This window comes from Streptomyces sp. NPDC001890 (assembly GCF_042891445.1).
In the GTDB taxonomy this organism is placed as follows: Bacteria; Actinomycetota; Actinomycetes; order Streptomycetales; family Streptomycetaceae; genus Streptomyces.
This window is the reverse complement of sequence record NZ_JBIATE010000006.1, coordinates 235,451-255,471: the sequence shown is the minus strand read 5'-3', so window position 1 is coordinate 255,471 and position 20,021 is coordinate 235,451. Positions and strand designations below refer to the sequence as shown.

The 20,021-nt window shown below is 72.7% G+C and carries 16 protein-coding genes; 5 read left to right on the top strand and 11 right to left on the bottom strand.

What is annotated here, in order from left to right; all coding sequences use genetic code 11:
* Window positions 1-29: 29 nt before the first annotated feature.
* Both ACFYY1_RS19210 and ACFYY1_RS19205 read right to left on the bottom strand, forming a co-directional pair.
* On the bottom strand, window positions 30-452 hold the full coding sequence (locus tag ACFYY1_RS19210; RefSeq protein WP_388586752.1) for a hypothetical protein: 423 nt from the start codon (window positions 450-452) through the stop codon (window positions 30-32).
* A gap of 11 nt (window positions 453-463) precedes the next feature.
* Window positions 464-1,945: an APC family permease gene (locus ACFYY1_RS19205; RefSeq protein ID WP_388586748.1), complete on the bottom strand. Its 1,482-nt coding sequence runs from the start codon at window positions 1,943-1,945 to the stop codon at window positions 464-466.
* Window positions 1,946-2,339: 394 nt separating this feature from the next.
* Here ACFYY1_RS19205 and ACFYY1_RS19200 point away from each other — a divergent pair, with 394 nt between their 5' ends.
* Window positions 2,340-3,668 carry a geranylgeranyl reductase family protein gene (locus ACFYY1_RS19200; RefSeq protein WP_388586745.1) on the top strand — a complete coding sequence of 443 codons (1,329 nt, stop codon included), beginning with the start codon at window positions 2,340-2,342 and terminating at the stop codon, window positions 3,666-3,668.
* A gap of 58 nt (window positions 3,669-3,726) precedes the next feature.
* Here ACFYY1_RS19200 and ACFYY1_RS19195 read toward each other — a convergent pair whose 3' ends face one another.
* A complete protein-coding gene (locus tag ACFYY1_RS19195) occupies window positions 3,727-4,551 on the bottom strand; it encodes a LysR family substrate-binding domain-containing protein (RefSeq protein ID WP_388586742.1) in 825 nt (274 codons plus the stop codon).
* Between the two features lie 58 nt (window positions 4,552-4,609).
* Between ACFYY1_RS19195 and ACFYY1_RS19190 the strand changes: the two genes are divergently transcribed.
* A complete protein-coding gene (locus tag ACFYY1_RS19190) occupies window positions 4,610-5,014 on the top strand; it encodes a DUF5997 family protein (RefSeq protein ID WP_388586735.1) in 405 nt (134 codons plus the stop codon).
* Window positions 5,015-5,116: 102 nt separating this feature from the next.
* Here the strand turns inward: ACFYY1_RS19190 and ACFYY1_RS19185 are convergent, their stop codons facing one another.
* Window positions 5,117-5,629 (bottom strand): nucleoside deaminase, encoded by a 513-nt coding sequence (locus tag ACFYY1_RS19185; RefSeq protein WP_388586732.1) that lies wholly within the window; start codon window positions 5,627-5,629, stop codon window positions 5,117-5,119.
* Between the two features lie 190 nt (window positions 5,630-5,819).
* Between ACFYY1_RS19185 and ACFYY1_RS19180 the strand changes: the two genes are divergently transcribed.
* Window positions 5,820-6,983 carry an MFS transporter gene (locus tag ACFYY1_RS19180; RefSeq protein ID WP_388586729.1) on the top strand — a complete coding sequence of 388 codons (1,164 nt, stop codon included), beginning with the start codon at window positions 5,820-5,822 and terminating at the stop codon, window positions 6,981-6,983.
* Window positions 6,984-7,012: 29 nt separating this feature from the next.
* On the top strand, window positions 7,013-8,200 hold the full coding sequence (locus ACFYY1_RS19175; RefSeq protein WP_388586726.1) for an amidohydrolase: 1,188 nt from the start codon (window positions 7,013-7,015) through the stop codon (window positions 8,198-8,200).
* A gap of 549 nt (window positions 8,201-8,749) precedes the next feature.
* On the opposite strand, the gene ACFYY1_RS19170 is transcribed toward ACFYY1_RS19175, so the two are convergent.
* Window positions 8,750-9,928: a PucR family transcriptional regulator gene (locus ACFYY1_RS19170; RefSeq protein WP_388586723.1), complete on the bottom strand. Its 1,179-nt coding sequence runs from the start codon at window positions 9,926-9,928 to the stop codon at window positions 8,750-8,752.
* A gap of 193 nt (window positions 9,929-10,121) precedes the next feature.
* On the opposite strand from ACFYY1_RS19170, the gene ACFYY1_RS19165 reads away from it, so the two are divergent.
* The gene (locus ACFYY1_RS19165) at window positions 10,122-11,864 is read left to right on the top strand and encodes an aldehyde dehydrogenase family protein (protein WP_388586720.1); all 1,743 of its coding nucleotides are present in this window, start codon (window positions 10,122-10,124) and stop codon (window positions 11,862-11,864) included.
* A gap of 74 nt (window positions 11,865-11,938) precedes the next feature.
* Here ACFYY1_RS19165 and ACFYY1_RS19160 read toward each other — a convergent pair whose 3' ends face one another.
* The 6 genes from ACFYY1_RS19160 to ACFYY1_RS19135 are packed head-to-tail and all read right to left on the bottom strand — an operon-like array spanning window position 11,939 to window position 19,877.
* Entirely contained in the window at window positions 11,939-12,094 is a 156-nt protein-coding gene (locus ACFYY1_RS19160) for a DUF6131 family protein (protein WP_266735132.1), read from the bottom strand.
* Window positions 12,095-12,142: 48 nt separating this feature from the next.
* A complete protein-coding gene (locus tag ACFYY1_RS19155) occupies window positions 12,143-13,510 on the bottom strand; it encodes an MFS transporter (RefSeq protein ID WP_388586717.1) in 1,368 nt (455 codons plus the stop codon).
* Window positions 13,507-13,965, bottom strand: a complete 459-nt coding sequence (locus tag ACFYY1_RS19150; protein WP_388586714.1) for a nitrite reductase (NAD(P)H) small subunit family protein — start codon at window positions 13,963-13,965, stop codon at window positions 13,507-13,509. The genes ACFYY1_RS19155 and ACFYY1_RS19150 overlap by 4 nt, the downstream gene beginning before the upstream one ends.
* Window positions 13,962-16,544, bottom strand: a complete 2,583-nt coding sequence (nirB, locus tag ACFYY1_RS19145; protein ID WP_388586711.1) for a nitrite reductase large subunit NirB — start codon at window positions 16,542-16,544, stop codon at window positions 13,962-13,964. Before nirB ends, ACFYY1_RS19150 begins: the two co-directional genes overlap by 4 nt.
* 31 nt (window positions 16,545-16,575) lie before the next feature.
* Window positions 16,576-17,802, bottom strand: coding sequence for an NAD(P)/FAD-dependent oxidoreductase (locus ACFYY1_RS19140; protein WP_388586708.1), 1,227 nt, complete (start codon window positions 17,800-17,802; stop codon window positions 16,576-16,578).
* On the bottom strand, window positions 17,799-19,877 hold the full coding sequence (locus ACFYY1_RS19135) for a molybdopterin oxidoreductase family protein (RefSeq protein ID WP_388586705.1): 2,079 nt from the start codon (window positions 19,875-19,877) through the stop codon (window positions 17,799-17,801). The genes ACFYY1_RS19140 and ACFYY1_RS19135 overlap by 4 nt, the downstream gene beginning before the upstream one ends.
* Between the last annotated feature and the right edge of the window lie 144 nt (window positions 19,878-20,021).

The window sequence follows — 20,021 nt, the reverse complement described above, 5'->3', positions numbered from 1 at the left end:
GGGCGGCCCCGGCTTCGGGGCGGACGGGTTCAGCGCCGGACCGTGCTGTCGGTCCTGAGCTCGTCGACGGTCCGGTCGAACGCCTCGACCTGGTCCGGGCAGTAGACCTCAAGGACGATCCGCTCGGCTCCGATCGCCCTGGTGTCGGCGATGACGGGGCGTTGCCCGGGGCCGCCCGAGCCGTTGGACAGCTGGATCTTCCACAGGGCGGTCGTGAGCGCGTCGTCGGGGGACTCGCAGACGATGCCGCCGTCGGTGCCGAGGAGCCGCTGGACGGTGCCGGTGTCGGGGGCCGGGTATCCGGCCTCCACCAACTGGCCGCTGAGCTCCTCGGCCTTCCGGTGGGACTCGTCGGTGGCCTTGACGCCCGTGTACTGGATGACTCCGACGACGACCAGACCGATCAGCAGCACGATCGCACCGAGGTAGATCCAGCGGTGCTCGGAAGCCATGCGCGTGGGGCTCATGCGCCACCGTCCGCCGCCGCGCCGTCCTGCCCGGCGGGAGTGCGCCAGTTCGGCTTGCGGAGCCTGAGGAAGAGGTACGGCACGAGCAGACCGAGCACGACGAGCCCGCCGCCGACCAGAGCGATGTACGACCAGACGCTGCCGCCGCCGAACTGCGACGACGGTACGAAGCCGATCACCAGGGCGGCGAGCGAGGCGAGCAGACCGAGGACGCACAGCGGTACGAGGGCGGGGGCACGGTAGCCGCGCGGGTGGTCGGGCTGGGTCCTGCGCAGCCGGATCGCGGCGGCGAACATCAGCAGGTAGACGATGAGATACACCTGCGTGGTGATCACGGAGAAGATCCAGTAGGCGCTGGAGACATCGGGGATCAGCGCGTACATGAGGGCGATGGCGGTGGTCACGACGCCCTGGGTGACCAGGATGTTCTGCTGGATGCCGTTCTTGTTGAGCTTCTGGAGGAAAGGTGGCAGGTAGCCCTCCTCCCGGGAGATCAGCAGCAGGCCCTTGGACGGCCCCGCCAGCCAGGTGAGCATGCCGCCGAGCGCCGCCGCGACCAGGGCGACGGCCACGACCGGGGTGAGCCAGCCGATGTGGAAGTACGAGAAGAACGCGTCGAACGCCTGCATCACACCGGCCGTCAGGCTGAGCTGATCGGCCGGGACGACCCAGCTGATGGCCAGCGCCGGAAGGATGAAGATCAGCAGCACCAGTCCCATGGCGAGGAACATCGACCGCGGGTACTCCCTGGCCGGGTTCTTCAGCGACGAGACGTGGACAGCGTTCATCTCCATGCCGGAGTAGCTGAGGAAGTTGTTGACGATCAGGACGAGGCTGGCGAGCCCGGTCCACTGCGGAAGCAGATGACCGGCGGTCATGGGAGCCGCGGAGCCGTTGCCCTGGCCCAGGAAGACGAAGCCGAGCACGACGAGCACGGTGCCCGGAACCAGCGTCCCGATGATCAGGCCCCAGGACGAGAGCCCCGCGACGGCCTTCGTGCCCCGGGCGGAGACCCACACCCCGGTCCAGTACAGGACCATGATCACGATCGCGGTGTAGACGCCGTTGCCGGCCAGGCCCGGATCGATGACATAGGCGATGGTGCCGGCGACGTACGCGAGCAGGCTCGGGTAGTAGAAGATCGTCATCGCGAACTGGCACCACACGGCGAGGAATCCCAGCGGCTTCGACAACCCCTCGCTCACCCAGCGGTAGACCCCGCCGTTCCACCCCGACGCCAGTTCGGCGGAGACCAGCGCCGTGGGCATCAGGAACACGATCGCCGGGACGACGTAGAGGAAGACGCAGGCCAGTCCGTACACGGCCATCGTCGGGGCGGACCGCAGGCTGGCCACCGAGGCGGTGGTCATCAGCGCCAGCGTCACCCAGGTCATCCCCGGCACCGCGGGCTTCCTGGCCCGGGACCGCGATGCGGGGATCTCCGACTCGGCTTCCGAGGGGACGTCCATGGTGCTCATACGGCACTCCTTGCGGCGGCAGAGCCTTGCTGGCGGGAAGGGGCGACGGAACTCGTGCGGCCCGGGGGCGGGCGGGAGGGGGCCTCGGTGTGCGGCGGCCGGGAGGAGCCTGGTGACGCGGCGTCGGCCGGTGCGCGGGGTGCGCCCCCGGGCGGGTCGGGATCGGCCGAGAACCTCCGACTCGCCGGACGACACTCCATCAGAGGTGCCCCTTTCACCCGAGCAGCTGGTCAGCAAGGGTAAATTGTCACGGTTTCAGATGGTTCGCATCTTGAGGTTCCTGCCGGAGGGTGCCGGATTTCCGGACCGGGTCACACACCGGCCGTCCTTGATCGATGATGAAGCGGACGACTGCCGTCCCCGGTACGGCACCGGCTTCAGGAAGGGGTTCCCGATGCGGGAAACGACGCCAGACCGGTCCGGGGCGGACGCCCGGTCCGACCACGGCTCGGACGAGGAAGCCCAGGTGATCGTGGTGGGAGCGGGGCCCGCGGGATCCGCTGCCGCCTTCCACCTCGCCAGAGCGGGCGTCGATGTCCTGCTGCTGGAGAAGTCCCGCTTCCCCCGGGAGAAGGTGTGCGGGGACGGTCTGACGCCGCGTGCGGTCCACCAGCTCATCAGAATGGGCGTCGACATCAAGGCTCCGGGCTGGACCCGCTCGCGCGGGATGCGCTGGGTGGCCGGGGAGCATCAGGTCCACATCGACTGGCCCGCGCTCGGCCGCTATCCGGACTTCGGCCTCTCACGCAGTCGGCACGACTTCGACGACATCCTCGCCCGGCACGCCGTCGCCGCCGGAGCACGGCTGCGCAGCGGGGTGAAGGTCACCGAGCCGCTGACCGACCGGGCGGGCCGCATCACCGGTGTCACCGCCGTCACCGAGGAGAAGGAGCCCCTGGCCTTCCACGCCCCGATCGTGATCGCCGCCGACGGCGCCTCCGCCCGCCTCGCCCTCGCCATGGGTCTCCAGCGGGACCGGAACCGGCAGATCGCGACGGCCGCCCGCCGCTACTACCGCAGCCCCGAGCGCTCCGCGGAGGAGTACCTGGAACTGTGGGCCGACCTCCGGTTCCCCGGGAGCGATCACTATCTGCCCGGGTACGGCTGGATCTTCCCCATGGGCGACGGCCGCGTCAACGTCGGCCTCGGCGCGCTGCCGCACCGCCGGCACGGAAAGGCGGACCTGCGCGCCACGCTGGACGCATGGCTGGCCCGCACCCCCGAGGCATGGGGGCTGCGCGAGGAGAACGCGGAGGGCCCCGTCCGCAGCGCCGCCCTTCCGCTGGGCTTCAACCGCCATCCCCTCTACACCCGCGGGCTCCTGCTCGTCGGCGACTCCGGAGGCATGATCAGCCCCTGGAACGGCGAGGGGATCGGCCAGGCCATGGAAGCCGGCGAGGTCGCCGCCGAGACCGCCGCGCTGGCCCTCGCGATGCCCCGGGGCCCCCGGCGCGAGCAGGTGCTGCACGGCTACCCGATCGAGATGAACCGCCGCTGGGGGCGCTACTACCGCCTCGGCAACACGGCCGCCGACCTGATCTTCAGCCGCTCCGGATTCCAGCCGGTCCTCAACCGTTACGTGATGGGGTCGCCGTTCCTGCTCAACACCCTGGCCCGGCTGCTCACCAACCTCACGGACAAGCCCTCGCACGACCTGGTCGACCATCTGCTCAACGGCGTCGTGCGCCTCGTGCCGGAGCCGAAGGTACGGCGCAGGCGCTGAGCGCGGGACCGTGCGGCGCACCGGGCGGTCCCCGGTGCGCCGTACGTGCGCGCTCGCCTCAGGGGCGGCGACGGGGTTTGCCGCGTCTGGCGGCCTTGGGGGCGGCGGAGCCGCCGCTCCGGGGGCTCTTCCCGCCGGACTTCCCGGCGGTCCTGGCCCCCGGCTTTCCGGCCGACTTGCCCGCCGACTTTCCTGCGGCGGGCTTCCGCCCGGTGCCGCCCTTGTCGGCGCGCTCGTCCTTCGCCGTCGCCTTCGTCCGGGCCTGGGACCTGGGGCGGCCCCGTGTGCTGTTGACGGTCCGCCCGCGGACGATCCCGATGAACTCCTCCACCAGATCGGTGGTCTCGTCCTCCAGCCACGACAGCGCGACGCGCGATTCGGGTGCGTCGGTCACCGGCCGGTACGTGAGGTCCTTGCGGTGGTGGAGGCGGGCGAGCGACTGCGGTACGACGAGCAGCCCCACCCCCGCGGCCACCAGCTCGACGGCGTCCGCCGTGGTGGCGGGACGCTCGTTGGCCGGCCGCCCGGGGCGGTCCTCCCAGTCGAGGGTGTCGTCGAGGGGGTGCAGCACGATGTCGTCGGCCAGCTCCGCGGCCGAGACCTCGTCGACGGTCGCCATGACGTGGTCCTTCGGGACCACGACCACGGTCGTCTCGGTATAGAGGGGGATGGCGCTGAGAGCCGTCCGGTCGATCGGCAGCCGTACGAGGCCGACGTCGGCCTCACGCCCCCGCAGCGCGTCGGACGCCTCGGCGGCCGACACCCCCACGAGGGTCAGCGGGACGTCGGGCAGCCGCTCGTTCCAGATCCGCACCCACTTTCCGGGTGTCACCCCCGGGACATACGCGAGCCGGAACGAAGGGGTTTCTTCCGAGCTTGTCACTCCGCCAGGTTACCGGCCCTGGTCAGAGGTAGCGCACATGCTCGATACCCTTGTCCGTATGACGTCGCACAAGACCGCCCAGACGATGAAGCCCGCGACCGCGGCAAAGAAGCTGGGTGTGTACCTAGAGGCCACCCCCGCCGAGTTCCAGGAGGGTGTCGTCTCGCGCACCGAGCTGAACGCACTGCAGGCCGATCCGCCCGAGTGGCTGCAGGAGCTGCGACGCAACGGCCCGCACCCCCGGCCGGTGGTCGCCGCGAAGCTGGGTGTCTCGATCTCGGGGCTCGCCCGTGGCGGAATCACCGAAGCTCTCACGACGGAGCAGATCGAAGCGCTGAAGAAGGAAGCCCCCGACTGGCTCCAGCAGGAACGCACCACCCAGGCGGAGGTCCGCAAGGAGGCGGTGCGGATCAAGGAGAAGAACGCTGCCCGCGCGGACCGGTCCGACGACCAGCGTTCCTGAACGCCCCCGCCCGGGGCGAACGCGGAATCCCGCCCCGGGGTCTTCCTGCCTGCCCCTGTCCGGGGCGGGCAGGAAGACCCCGGGAAACCCGGGAAAGAACCCTCAGCCGTCGGTGGCCACGCCCAGCATCCGGGCGTGCAGGGCGCGGACCTCGTCGGCGAGCTCCGGATCGGGGCCTGCCACCGGGATGCCCGGAGCGACGGCGTTGATGGGGAGGGCCGCGACCGGCCCCGCGTCGAAGCCCCAACTCCGGCGCCACTCCACGAGTTGGTCGCAGCCGGACGCGTACACGATGCGGCCGAGGCCGACCCAGGCGTGGGCCGCGCTGCACATCGGGCAGTGCTCGCCGGACGTGTAGACCACGCCGGCGCTCCGCTCCTGCGGGGACATGTTCTCGGCCGCCCAGCGCGCGATCTCGAACTCCGGGTGGCGGGTCGCGTCGCCGCCCTGGACCCGGTTGCGGTCCTCGAACCGGACCGTGCCGTGCTCGTCCACGAGCAGCGAGCCGAACGGCTCGTCACCGGCCGCGAGGGCCTCACGCGCGAGATCGACGCAACGACGGAGGAACTCGCGGTCTTTTGCTGTGACAGACTGCGGATCGTTCATTGTGCTCATAGCACCAGGCTAACAGTCGAGCGGTATTCGGTATACCATTTACGCGCGTGGGCGGCCCCTGTTGCCGCCCTCCTTCGCATGCCGGCCGGCCGCGACGGCCGGTCCGTCGACGGCGCCACGGAGGCAGCAGCCAGTGAGGAACGCTCCGGCGGAAAGCGCCGCCCGGGAATCGGTCAGGAACGCACCGGGCATGCCCGCGCTGCTGCTCATGACGGCGACAGGGTTCGCGGGGTTCGCGGTGCTGCTGCCCACCGCACCGCTCTGGGCCGTGCACGGCGGGGCCGATGCCGCCGGCGCCGGTTCGGTCAACGCGGTCCTGATGCTCTGCACCGTGCTCGCCCAGACCCTGGTCCCGACGGCGATACGCCGCGTGGGCTGGCGGACCACCCTGGTCTGCGGGATGGTCCTGCTCGGCGTTCCCGCGCTCCTGCACCTGCTGACCGCGCAGCTCGGCGCGGTGCTCGCGCTCGCCGCGGTGCGCGGACTCGGGTTCGGGGTGCTCACGGTCTGCGGCGCCGGTGCCGTCGCCGAACTCGTCGAACCCGCGCGGCGCGGGCAGGCGATCGGTGCGTACGGTCTGGCGATCGCGGGGCCCCAGTTCATCCTGGTGTCGACCGCGCCGTGGGCCGCGCAGAACCTGGGCTTCGAGGTCGTGTTCGCCATCGGCGCGCTGCCCCTGCTCGGCGTGGTGCCCGCGCTCCGGCTGGCCCGCCGGCTGGACGGACAGCCGGCCGGGGCCGAGAGCGAGCCCGACCGGGCCGCCGCGCCGGACAGGCGCGCCGTGTACCTTCCGCTGCTGCGGCCGATGCTGCTCCTGCTCGGCGTCACCACGGCCGGCGGCGCCCTGATCACCTTCGCCCCGCAGATGAGCGGGGACTCCACCGCGACGACGGCCGGGCTGCTGCTCCTGACGGGAACGGCGGCCGTCTCCCGCTGGCGGTTCGGCGCGCTGGCCGACCGGTACGGGACGGAGCCGTTCCGCTGGCCGCTCGTGATCGTCACGGCGGCCGGACTCGCCCTGACGGCCTGGGCGGTGGCCGAGCCGGAGGCGACGGCCCTGGTGCCGCTGCTCGCCGGGATGGCCCTGGTCGGGATCAGCTACGGCGGGCTCCAGAACCTGACCCTGGTCGACGCCTTCGCCGCCGTCGACAGCCGGTCCAGCGGCGTCGCGAGCGCCGTGTGGAACATCGGTTTCGACGGTGGTACGGGAGTGGGCGCCCTCCTCGTCGGCTACCTGGCGACGGGGGCCTCGTTCTCCCTGGCGCTCCTGGCCACGGCCGTGCTCTGCCTCGCCACGCTGCCGCTCGCCTTCACGGGCCGGCGCGGCGCCGCTCCCCGCCGACAGGCCGGCTGACCCGAATCCATTCGGTATACCATAACTGCATGGCTCATGTGATACTGACGAACGTCCGCCCCTGGGGTTCGGCGCCCGCGGACATCGTGCTGTCCGGCGCCGAGATCCTCTCCGTAGTGCCCGCCGGAACGGCGGTCGACGAGGGCGAGCGCCTGGACGGCGGCGGCCTTCTCGCCCTGCCCGGCTTCATCAACGCGCACGCCCACCTCGACAAGAGCTGGTGGGGAAAGCCGTGGGTCTCCTACGGTGGCGAGGCCACGACCCAGGGGCGCATTTCCCACGAGCGCGCGGAGCGTGACGGACTCGGTATCCCGGGCACGTCCTCGACCACCGCCACGCTGGGCGAGTTCCTCCGCCATGGCACGACGGCGGTACGCAGCCACGTGGACGTCGACCTCGGTGTCGGGCTGCGCGGCATCGAGGTGGTCCGCGAGGCGGTGGCCGGGTTCGGCGGCGCGATCGAGGTGGAGATCGTCGCGTTCCCGCAGGACGGTGTGATGCGCCGTCCCGGCGTGCTGGAACTCCTCGACAAGGCGGCCGGGGCCGGGGCCACCTCCATCGGCGGCCTCGACCCCGCTTCGATCGACCGCGACCCGGTGGCGCAGCTCGACGGCCTCTTCGACATCGCGGAGCGACGCGGCGTCGGGCTCGACATCCACCTGCACGACGGAGGTGAGCTCGGCGCCTTCCAGATCGAGCTCATCGCCCAGCGCACCCTGCGCGCGGGGCTGCAGAACAAGGTGACGGTCTCGCACGGCTTCGCCCTGGGCGAGCTTCCGGCGGACCGGCAGCAGCGGGTGCTCGAAGCCTGTGAGGAGGCCGGTGTCTCCTGGGCGACCGTGGCCCCGGTCCGCACCGCGCCGCTGCCCTGGCGCGGGATGCGGGACCGCGGTGTCGCGATCGGCCTCGGCACCGACGGGATCCGGGACCTGTGGTCGCCGTACGGGGACGGCGACATCCTTCGCGTCGCGCTCGACTTCGCCCGGCTGCACGGCCTGCGCACCGACGAGGAGCTCGCGTACGCGGTGGAGCTGGCCACCACGCGCGCGGCGGGCTTCGTGCACCGAGACAGCCACGACATCGTCGCGGGGGCACGTGCGGACATCGTGCTCGTGGACGCCGAGAACGTCCAGGACGCCCTGGTCCGCGCGCCGCGCCGGCAACTGGTGGTGGCCGGTGGACGCGTGGTGGTCCGGGACGGCGAACTCCAGGTCTGATCCGGGTCCGATCCAGATCCGATCGGGGTCGGTGACGACCGGTACGGCCGCGGCGGACACGTTCCGCCGCGGCCGTTCCCGCACCCGGTCGTAGCGGTCGCAGAGCACTCCGGCGAAGGGCCCCAGGAGCATGGGGGCGAGCCGTACGGCGGTGAACACGGCGAGCAGGAACTCGGACCCGGTGGCGTCGAACACGAGCCAGCCCATGACGAACGTCTGGGTCCACGCGCCGCCGTAGAAGAACAGGTTGGAGACCCACAGCAGGCGGAAACCCGGGCTGCTGCGCAACGAGGCCAGTGCCTTGCCGGCACCCGCCGCCGCCCGCGGTTCCCCCGGTTCGAACCACGCCGATGCCTCCACCGGCTCCTTCTGCGACAACGCACCCCTCCTCGTCCGACGCCCCGCCCCGGTCCGCGGACCGGCCGGTCCTCCCACAGGAGCGGGTCGACGAAGGGCAGGGTGATCCCCGCCGGAAATGGTATCCCGAAAGTGCGGGGCCGGTCGGGGCGGTTCGCCGGGCCCTGTTCGCGGCTGCGGCCGGACAGCCCCTCAGCGGGTGTCGCCGGTCAGGCGCCGCGCCCGCAGGGCGACATAGAGCTCGGCGGCGTCGACCGGGCGGGTCGGGGCGCGGCCCGTCAGCTCGGTGATACGGGCGATCCGGTACAGCACCGTGTTGCGGTGGCAGTGGAGCCGGCGTGCCGCCTCGGCGGTCGAGCCGTCCGCGGCGAACCACGCGTCCAGGGTGTCGAGCAGGGCCGCGTCGCCGCCGTCGCCGGAGAGCAGCGGCCCGAGCACGTTCTCGCCGAGCTCGGCCGCGGACTCGGCGTGGGCCGCGACGAGGGCGTCGATCGGGGCGCTTCCGTAGCAGTGGACGCCGGTCCCTGCCGGGGCCACGCACTCCAGGGCGATCCGTGCCTGGCGCACCGCTTCGGGCGCCGCGGCGAGCGTGGTGAACGGCCGGCTCACGCCCACCCGGGCGGTCGCCGTCTGCCGTACGGTCCGGAGCACCGCGGCGGCCGCGGCCTCGCCGGCCGGGGCGACCAGGCCCAGCCGCTCGCCCAGTTCGGTGGTCCACGCGGATGCCACGTCGATGTCGGCCAGCCGGGCGGCGATCTTGGGGAGCGGGTCCTCGCCGTCGCGCCCGAGTTCGCCCGCCACGACGTGGAACGAGGCCCGTTCCGGCAGGCCCAGAGCGCGTTGGACGCCCGCGGCGCTGCCGAACCGTACGTCGTCGGACCCCTCGAAGACACGGAGCAGCGTGACCCGTCGCGCCACCTGCTCCTGCTGTTCCCGGTCGTCGGCGACCTCGCGGTAGGCCTCGGTCGCGGCGGTGGAGCAGCGGTCCAGGACGGCCCAGAAGTGGGTGGAGCGGCGCAGCAGCGCGTCGGCCTGCTCGCCGGGCGTGGCTCGGGCTATCGCACGCTCCCAGATCTCCATGCCGCCGAGCCGGAAGGCATGCAGCAGCGCCGGGAGCGGGACGCCGTGTTCGGCCTTGGTCCGCCCGGCCCGCCGGGCCGTCTCCTCGCAGACGTCGGGGCCGCCGGTCTCCTTGCGCAGAAGGGCCTCGATGTTGGCGTGGACGAGGTCGCGGAGCAGATCGGGCGGGAACGGGCTCGCGGTGTAACCGGACTCGTCCGCGGCGATCTTCCGGACGGTCACGTCGGTGAGTTCGCCGACGGAGGCGAGGATCCCGGCGAAGACGGGGCCGCAGCCCGTGGTGTCGCGCATGCCCCCACCGTACCCGCCCCGTCCACGGTCGAATTGTGCGGCCGCACAGTACAGTTCGGCGGATCTTGCGGTGCCCGCCCATGGTGGGCCGTTCGGATCTCCGTCATCTTGGTGTGGTCCGAAGAACCTTGTGCCACGGACCAACTCCGCAGCACGGCGCCTGTCCGTGCGGTCGCGATCGAGGGAGAGCACCATGACTGCCGCAGCACCCGAAGGCAGCACCGGGACGACGACCGGGGACACACCCGGACTCGACACGGTGCTGGCCGAACTCGCGGAGGGTGAACGGCGTTGGGCCGCGACGTCCCTGGCCGAGCGGGGCGCCCTGCTGACCCGGGTCCACGCGGCGGTCTGCGCCGAGGCCGAGAACTGGGTACGGATCGCGAGCCGGATCAAGCTGCTGCCGGACGACTCGCCGCTCGTCGGTGAGGAGTGGCTCTCCGGTCCGTACGCGCTGCTGACCTCCCTGGACGCGCTCGCCCGCACGCTGCGGACCATCGCGTCGGGCCACGGCCCGCTCGACGGTGCGAAGTTCGGGCAGGCGCCGGGCGGCCGGGTGAGTGTGCCGGTCCTTCCGCTCACCGCGCGGGACCGGCTGCTCATGAACGGCTTCAGCGCCGAGGTGTGGATGCCGCCCCGGGTCGACGCGGACACGGTGCGGCGCCGGGCGGGCCTCGGCGCGCTGCACCCGGAGCGCACTTCGGGCATCGGTCTCGTCCTCGGCGCAGGCAACATCACTTCCATCGCGCCACTCGACGTGCTGTACGAACTGGTCGCGCACAACCGGGTCGTCGTACTGAAGCTCAATCCGGTGCTGGGCGAGCTCGAACCGGTCCTGCGGCGCGCGCTCGCACCGCTCGTCGACCACGGTGTCCTGCGCATCGTCACCGGAGGGGGCGACGTCGGCGGCTACCTCGCCCACCATCCGGACGTCGCGCACGTCCACATCACCGGCGCCCTCGCCACCCATGACGTCGTCGCCTTCGGACCGGGCGAGGAGGGCCGGGCCCGCAAGGCCGCCGGCACCCCGCTGCTCGACAAGCCCATGACGAGCGAACTCGGCGGCGTCTCCCCGGTGATCGTGGTCCCGGGCGCGTGGAGCACCGCCGATCTCCGCTACCAGGCCGAACACATCGCGACCCAGCGGCTGCACAACAGCGGCCACAACTGCATCGCCTCGCAAGTGGTCGTGGTCAGCGGCGACTGGCCGCAGCGCGAGGCCTTTCTCGGGCATCTCCGGGACGCCCTGCGGACGGCCCCGGCCCGGCCCGCCTGGTATCCGGACAGCGCCGACCGGCTGGCCGACGCGGCGCACAGCCATCCGGGTGCCGAGTGGCAGGGCGCGGCGGGGTCACGTCTGCTGGTCGAGCTCGGCGGCGACGAGAGCCCGGGGGCGGCGGTGGAGACGACCGAGTACTTCGCGCCCGTGCTCGGCGTCCTCACCCTGCCGGGCCTGGGCTCCGAGTTCCTGGACCGGGCCGTCGAGCGGGCCAACCGGGACCTGTTCGGCACGCTCGGGGCGAACATCGTGATCGACCCGGCCACCATGAAGCGCCTGGGCCGGTCGTTGGACCGTGCGGTGGCGGAGCTGCGGTACGGGACGGTCGCCGTCAACGCCTGGACGGCGCTCGGCTTCCTCACCGCGACGGCGCCGTGGGGCGCCTTCCCCGGCCACACCGTCGCGGACGCCGGCAGCGGGACCGGCGTCGTGCACAACGCCCTGCTGATCGACGCACCGGAACGCACCGTCGTCCGGGGGCCGTTCCGGCCCTTCCCGAGGTCGGTCGCGGGCGGCGAGTTCGCGCTGTTCCCGAAGCCGCCGTGGTTCGTCACCGCGCGCAGCGCCGCTCTGACGGGCCGCCGGCTCACCCGGCTGGCGCAGCGGCCGTCCTGGGCACGGATGCCGGCCGTGTTCGCCGCGGCCTTCCGGGCCTGAGCACGCGCCCGGTCCGTACGGAGCCGATGGCGCCGGGGCTTCGACCCGCGCACCGGGCGGTCGGCACGGCAGCACTACCAGTAGTGGCGCCGGCCGCCCACCGCGTGCCCGACGGCGCCCAGGATCCACAGGACGGCGCCGATCACGACGAGCACGATCCCGATGGTCCACAGGATCGAGATTCCGGCCACCAGGCCGATGAGCAGCAGAATGACACCGAGGACGATCATGACGTCCTCCCATCGTGCGGCTCCTCCCAGTATGCGCCCGGGCCCCGGTCATACGCCGGGCAGCCGGCCCTCGGACCGGCGCAGATAGCAGGTCCAGGTCACCACCAGGCACAGACCGTAGTACCCGAGGAACGCCACGTACGCCGCCTGCCCGTTCCCCGTCTCCAGGAAGGACTGCCGGAAGGCCAGGTTGACCAGTACTCCGCCGAAGGCGCCGATGGCCCCCGCCGCTCCGATCAGGGCCGTGGTACGGCGCCGTGAGCGTCGCTCGGCCTCGGCCTGCGGGACCCCCTGCGCGACCTCCGCCCGTGCCGTGGCCCGGAAGATCGCCGGGATCATCTTGTACGTCGAGCCGTTCCCCGCCCCGCTGAGGACGAAGAGCGCGACGAACCCGCCGAGGAACAGCGTCAGGGAGTGCTGCCGTGACGCCTCCAGCACCGCGCCCGCGCCCAGTGCCATGGCTGCGAAGGTCCAGAAGGTGACCCGGGCGCCACCGTGGCGGTCCGCCAGGAGACCGCCCAGCGGGCGGGAGAGCGAGCCGAGCAGTGGCCCGAGGAAGGTGAGGGCCGCCGCCTTCGCCGGGGTGTCGAACTGCTGGTGGAACTGGACCTGGAGGACCTGTCCGAAGGCGAAGCCGAAGCCGATGAACGAGCCGAAGGTACCGATGTAGAGCAGCGACATCACCCGGCCGTGCGTGTTCCCCAGCACCTCGCGCATGGCGCCGCGCTCGCCGCGTGCGGTCGCGAGGTTGTCCATCCGCAGCGCCGCGCCGAGCGCCACCAGCACGATCAGCGGCAGGTAGACGAGGATCAGCAGCCGTGGGTGGCCGGCGCCCGCGGTGGCCAGCACCAGGAGGCCGAGCAGCTGTACGGCCGGAACGCCGAGATTGCCGCCGCCGGCGTTCACCCCCAGTGCCCAGCCCTTGAGGCGCTGGGGGTAGAAGGCGTTGATGTTGGCCATCGAGGAGGCGAAGTTGCCGCCGCCGACCCCGGCCACGGCGGCCACCGCGAGCAGCGTGCCGTACGAGACCCCGGGCTTGAGCACGATCCCGGCCAGGACGGTCGGCACGAGCAGCAACAGAGCGCTGAACACGGTCCAGTTGCGGCCGCCGAAGCGCGCCACGGCGACGGTGTACGGGATCCGCAGCACCGCTCCGAGTGCGGTGGGCAGCGCGGTGAGGGTGAACTTCCCGGCCGCGTCGATGTGGTACTCGGGGCCGAGGAAGAGGACCAGTACCGACCACAGGCTCCAGACGGAGAAGCCGATGTGTTCGCTCAGGACCGAGTGGACCAGGTTGCGGCGGGCGATCCGGGCGCCTGCCAGGGTCCAGAATTCGCTGTCCTCGGGATCCCAGTCCTCGATCCGCCGGGAGCCGGTGCGGCCGGTGGTGACGCCTGCGGTGGTGGTGGTGCTCATCGGTTCACCTCCGCAGGGGTGCCCGCGACCACACGCACGGGCCAGACGCGCAGGTCGGCGGGGATGCCGTCGGGGGTGTGCGGCTCGTCCAGCGAGCGTCCGGTGCGCAGTTCGAAGGCATGCTTGAACATCGGCGAGATCACCACGGGCACCCCGAGCCGGCTGCCGAGCAGCCCCCGGGAGATGACGTGGGCGCCGCTGAACGGGTCGCGGTTGGCCAGTGCGTGCACCGTGCCGCCGCGCTCGCGGAAGAGCGCGACCTGCTCGTCCCGCGGGCCGACCAGCACCGCGATCCCGCGTCCCGGGTCCAGATCCCGGTACCGGCACACCGGCGTCCAGGTCCGCCCGTCGTCGATCTCCACCACGGGTTCGATCTCCATCACGGGTTCGGTGTTCGTGTCGGGGGTGGCGCTCGTTCCGGGGGTGGTGTTCGTGTCGGGGGTGGTCCCGTTCATCGTGTGCGTACCTCCAGGGCCGGGCCGGCGATCAGGGCCGGAGTGAGGGGGAACCCGTCCTCGTCGGGGCGGGCCGGGCGGATCCCGTCGCGTTCGTGGACGAAGCGCACGGTGGGGTCGGGCGTTCCCGGGGCGTTGGCGAAGGAGACGAAGCGGCGTACCCGCTCGGGGTCGGCCAGGGTCGCCGCCCACTCGTCCTCGTACGTCTCGACGTGCCGTGCCATCAGTTCGTCGAGGTCCGCGCAGATGCCGAGCGAGTCGTCCAGGACGACGGCGCGCAGGTGGTCGAGGCCGCCCTCCAGGCGTTCCAGCCAGGGGGCGGTGCGCTCCAGGCGGTCGGCGGTGCGGATGTAGAACATCAGGAACCGGTCGATGGTGCGGATCAGGGTGTCGTGGTCCAGGCCGGCCGCCAGCAGATCGGCGTGGCGCGGGGTCGTTCCGCCGTTGCCGCCGACGTAGAGGTTCCACCCCTCCGACGTGGCGATCACCCCGAAGTCCTTGCTCTGCGCCTCCGCGCACTCGCGGGCGCAGCCGGACACCGCGGACTTGAGTTTGTGCGGTGCCCGCAGGCCCCGGTAGCGCAGTTCCAGTTCGATCGCCAGGGCCACCGAGTCCTGGACGCCGTAGCGGCACCAGGACTGCCCGACACAGGACTTGACCGTGCGCAGGGCCTTTCCGTAGGCGTGGCCGGACTCGAATCCGGCGTCCACCAGGCGGCGCCAGATCCCCGGCAGCTGGTCGACGGTGGCGCCGAAGAGATCGATCCGCTGGCCGCCGGTGATCTTGGTGTAGAGGCCGTGGTCGCGGGCGATCTCGCCGATGGTGATGAGCCCTTCGGCGGTGATCTCGCCGCCGGGGATCCGGGGCACCACGGAGTAGGAGCCGTTGCGCTGGAGATTGGCCAGGAAGTGGTCGTTGGTGTCCTGGAGTGCGGCCTGTTCGCCGTCCAGGACGTGGCCGTTGCCGAGGGCGGCCAGGATCGAGGCGACGGTGGGTTTGCAGATGTCGCAGCCCTCGCCGTTGCCGTGTTCGTCGATCAGCCGGGAGAAGCCGGTGATGCCCTTGACGCGGACGATCTCGTAGAGCTCCGCTCGGGTGCGGGTGAAGTGTTCGCACAGGCCCCGGGCCACCTCGTGCCCGCCCGCCGCCAGCTCATCGGCCACGACGGAGCCCAGCAGTTCGACGCAACTGCCGCATCCGGTACCGGCCTTGGTGCACTTCTTGACCTCGGGGACGGTACGCATGCCCTGTTCCGAAACGGCCGCCCTGACGGCCCCCTTGCTGACGTTGTGACAGGAGCAGACCACCGCCTCGTCCGGCAGTACCGGCGGGCCGCTCCCCCGGCCGTCCGGAGCGGCCGGGAGCAGCAGTTGTTCCGCCGGCGCCGGCAGTCGGGAGCGGCTCGCGGCGAGCGGGCGGAGTACGGCGTACGAGTCGGCGTCGCCGACCAGCACTCCGCCGAGCAGCCGGCCGTCCGGGCCGACGACCAGCTTCTTGTAGATTCCGGCCCTGCTGTTGGCATAGAGCACTTCCAGAGCGCCTTCGGTGGTGCCCAGCGCGTCGCCGAAGCTGGCCACGTCCACACCCAGCAGCTTGAGCTTGGTGGAGGTGTCGGCCCCGGTGAACCCGGCGGTGGTGCCGGTGAGTTCGCGGGCCACCGTGTCGGCCATCGCATAGCCGGGGGCGACCAGGCCGTAGACCCGGCCGTCGGCGGCGAGCGCGCACTCACCGATCGCCCGGATGTGCGGGTCGGCCGTGCGGCAGTGCTCGTCCACCACGATCCCGCCGCGTTCGCCCACCGGCAGCCCGCAGTCGCGGGCCAGCTGGTCGCGCGGGCGCACACCGGCCGAGAAGACCACCAGGTCGACGGCGAGGCGGGTGCCGTCGGAGAGCGCCATGGTGCGGACCCGGCCGTGCTCGTCGGTGTCGATCCGCTGCGTGCCGGCCCCGGTGTGGACCTGGACTCCGAGGTCCTCGATCTTGCGCCGGAGCACCGCGCCGCCGCCGTCGTCCACCTGGAGGGCCATCAGCCGGGGTGCGAACTCCACCACATGGGTCTCCAGGCCCATGGCCCGCAGCGCCCCGGCCGCCTCCAGGCCGAGGAGCCCGCCGCCGACCACCGCGCCGACCGCGGCCCGGCCCGCGCTCGCGGTGATCGCCTCCAGGTCCTCGATGGTCCGGTAGACATGGCAGCCGGTGGCGTCGTGGCCGGGCACCGGCGGCACGAACGGGTAGGAGCCGGTGGCCAGCACCAGGGCGTCGTAGCGCAGTACGTCGCCGCTGCGGGTGGTGACGGTACGGGCCTCCCGGTCGATCGCGGTGGCCGGGTCGGCCAGACGCAGCTCGATGCCGTGCCGCTCGATGAACCCCGGCGGGCACAGGGTCAGTTCCTCCGCCGACGTGCCGGAGAACCAACTGGTGAGATGGACCCGGTCGTAGGCGGGGCGGGGTTCCTCGGCGAGCACGGTGACGCGCCAGCGGTGTGTCTGCTCGGTGGTCGCCGGCTGCTCGTGCAGGGCTTCCAGGAAGCGCTGTCCGACCATGCCGTGGCCGACCAGGACCAGGGATTTCTCGATCACGGACGGTCTCCTCGGGTGATGTCACGGGGGGTCATCGGATGGTGGGGGCGAGCAGGTCGAGGGGGTCCTCGGGCAGCGGGTCGTCGCGCTCGTAGGCGCGGGCCAGATCGCCGGCCGCGGCCAGGTCGCCGAGCAGGATGCCGCCGACGAGCCGGTCGCCGCGGAGCACGAGCTTCTTGTACGAGCCACGCGTCGGGTCGACCAGGCGCAGCACGTCGGTGCCGGGGACGTCCTCGCCCACCTCGCCGAAGGCCGCGTACTCCAGGGTCCCCGCGGTGAGCCGGGTCATCGGGCGCGAGCCGGTGTAGCGCGCGTCCCCGTCCGCGCCCGCCAGCCGGGCCGCGAGCAGATCGGCCTGCTCCCAGGCGGGGCCGGCCAGTCCGTGGACGGTGCCCCGGTGTTCGGCGCAGTCGCCGATCGCGTACACCCCGGGCGCGGAGGCCGCCAGCCGGTCGTCCACCACCACACCCTTGCGTACCGTGATCCCGGCCGCCTCCGCCAGGCCGGTGCGCGGGCGGACCCCGCAGGCGAGCACCACCAGGTCCGCTTCCAGCAGGTATCCGCCGGCCAGTTCGACGCCGGTGACGCGCGCTCCGCCGCGCAGGGCACGGGCCCGGTTGCCCGGGTAGGTCTCCACGCCCAGCGCGGCGAGGTGGGCGCGCAGTGCGTTCCCGGCCCGCTCGTCGAGGTGGCGTTCGATCAGGTACGGGGCCTGGTGGACGATCTCCACCGGAAGGCCGAGCGCGGCCAGTGCGCGGGCGGCGCTCACCCCGAGCACCCCGCCGCCGATCACGACGGCGCGTTCGGCTGCGGCGGCTTCCTCGGCGAGGCGGGCGCAGTCGGCCAGGGTACGGAAGGCGTGCACACCTTCCTTCAGCCCGGCCCTGTGCCCGTCCTTCCGTCCATGGGGTTCGAACAGGCCGCGCAGGGGCGGCAGTACGGGGTTGGCACCGGTGGCCAGGACCAGTTCGTCGTAGCCGGCCGACTCGTCCCCGGACAGCCTCAGCCGACGTTCCACCGGGTCCAGGCCGACCACTTCGCAGCCGCTGCGCACGATCGTGCCGGCACCCTGGGGCAGCGCGATCGCCTCCGGGTCGTGCCGCCCGGTCAGCACATCGGCCAGCAGCACCCGGTTGTACGGGCCGCGCGGCTCGGCCCCGTACAGCACCACTTCCGCTTCGCCGCCGTGCGCCCGGTACTGCTGCGCGAACCTGGCGGCCGCCATCCCGGCACCGGCCACCGCGATCCGGCGGCTCATCGGATCCGCTCCACCCGCACGGCGCAGACCTTGAACTCGGGCATCCCGGAGACCGGGTCGAGGGCCGGGTTGGTGAGCGTGTTGGCCCGCCCGGCGCCCGCCCAGTGGAACGGCATGAAGACGGTGTCGGGCCGGATCGCCGCGGTCACCCGGGCGGGGGCGACCGCGCGGCCGCGCCGGCTGGTGACCCTGAGCGGCTCCCCCTCGGCCACGCCGAGCCGCGCCGCCAGCTGCGGGTGGAGTTCCACGAACGGGCCGGGCGCCGCCCGGTTCAGCTCGGGCACCCGGCGGGTCTGGGCGCCGCTCTGGTACTGGGAGAGGACCCGCCCGGTCGTGAGGTGGAGCGGGTACTCCCGGTCGGGTTCCTCGGCGGCCGGGCGGTGGGTGACCGGGGCGAAGCGGGCCCGGCCGTCCGGGGTGGCGAAGCGGTCCAGGAACAGCCTGGGTGTGCCGGGGTGCTCCGCGTCGGGGCAGGGCCAGAAGACCCCGTTCTCGGCCCGGATCCGCGGGTAGCTGATCCCGGCGTAGTCGGCCGGTCCTCCGGCCGAGGCGCGGCGGAGTTCTTGGAAGGCCTCCTCGGCCTGCTCGGGGAAGCCGTCGTCCACGCCGAGCCGGGCGGCCAGTTCGTGCAGGATGTGCAGGTCGGTGCGGACGCCCGGCGGCGGGGTCAGTGCCGCCCGGCGCAGGATCACCCGGCCCTCCAGGTTGGTGGTCGTGCCGGTCTCCTCCGCCCACTGCGCCGCGGGCAGCACCACGTCGGCGAGGTGCGCGGTCTCGGAGAGCACCAGGTCGCTGACCGCGAGGAAGTCCAGGGCCCGCAGCCGCTCGGTGACATGGGCGGCGTTCGGCGCGGAGACCACCGGGTTGGAGCCCATCACCAGCAGTGCCCGGGCGCCGCCCGCCGTGCCCAGACCGTCCAGCAGCTCGTAGGCCGAGCGGCCCGCGCCCGGCAGGTCGTCGGGGTCCACGCCCCAGATGTCCGCGATGTGCGCGCGGGCGGCGGGGTCCGTGATCGAGCGGTAGCCGGGCAGCTGGTCGGCCTTCTGGCCGTGTTCCCGCCCGCCCTGTCCGTTGCCCTGCCCGGTCAGGCAGCCGTAGCCGGAGCCGGGCCGGCCGGCCTTGCCGAGCGCCAGGCAGAGGTTGATCCAGGCGCCGACGGTGTCCGTCCCCTTGCTGTGCTGCTCGGAGCCGCGTGCGGTGAGCACCATGCCGGTGGCGGCGTCGGCGAAGAGCCGCAGGGCCTCGCGGAGTTGGTGCACCGGCACGCCGGTGAGGGCTTCCACCCGTTCCGGCCAGTGCGCCGTCGCCGCGGTGCGGGCCGCCTCGAAGCCGGTGGTGCGCCCGGCGACGAAGCCCTCGTCCACCCTGCGGTCGGCGATGGCCAGGTGCAGCAGGCCCAGCGCGAGCGCCAGATCGGTGCCGGGGACGGGTTGCAGGTGCAGGTCGGCCTGTTCGGCGGTACGGGTGCGCCGCGGATCCACCACGATCAGCGTGCCTCCGTTGGCGCGGAGTTCGCTGAAGTGGCGCAGGGCGGGGGGCATGGTGTCGGCCGGGTTCGCGCCGACCAGGATCACGCAGCCCGTGGTGGCGATGTCGGCCATCGGGAAGGGCAGTCCGCGGTCCAGGCCGAAGGCGATCCGGTGCGCGGCGGCCGCCGAGGACATGCAGAACCGGCCGTTGTAGTCGATGTTCGGGGTACGGAGCACCACCCGGGCGAACTTGCCGAGCAGGTAGGCCTTCTCGTTGGTGAGTCCGCCGCCGCCGAAGACCGCGACCGCGTCCCGCCCGTGGCGCCGGCCGGCCGCCGCCAGCCCGGAGGCCACCCGGTCGAGGGCCTCGCCCCAGGAGGCCTCGCGCAGCTCGCCGCCCCGCACGTCGCGTACCAGCGGCGCGGTCAGCCGGACCCCGGCGCCGAGCACCGCGGTGGCCGACCGGCCCTTGCCGCACAGCGCGCCGCGGTTGACGGGGAAGTCGGGGCGTTCCAGTACCTGCGCCTCGCCGCCGTCCTGCGCCGCCCGCAGGCGCATGCCGCACTGCAACGAGCAGTACGGGCAGTGGGTGTCGGTCGTCGTCATGCCCCGAGCGTCGATGGCCGCCGTTTCGCGGCCGGGTCGGCCCTGTTGCGTCCGGGGTACGACTCCTTCACCGGCCGCCGGACCCGGGGTGACCAGGCGGAAACCTCGCGTAACGTCAGGGGGCCTGCCGCTTACGACGACGTG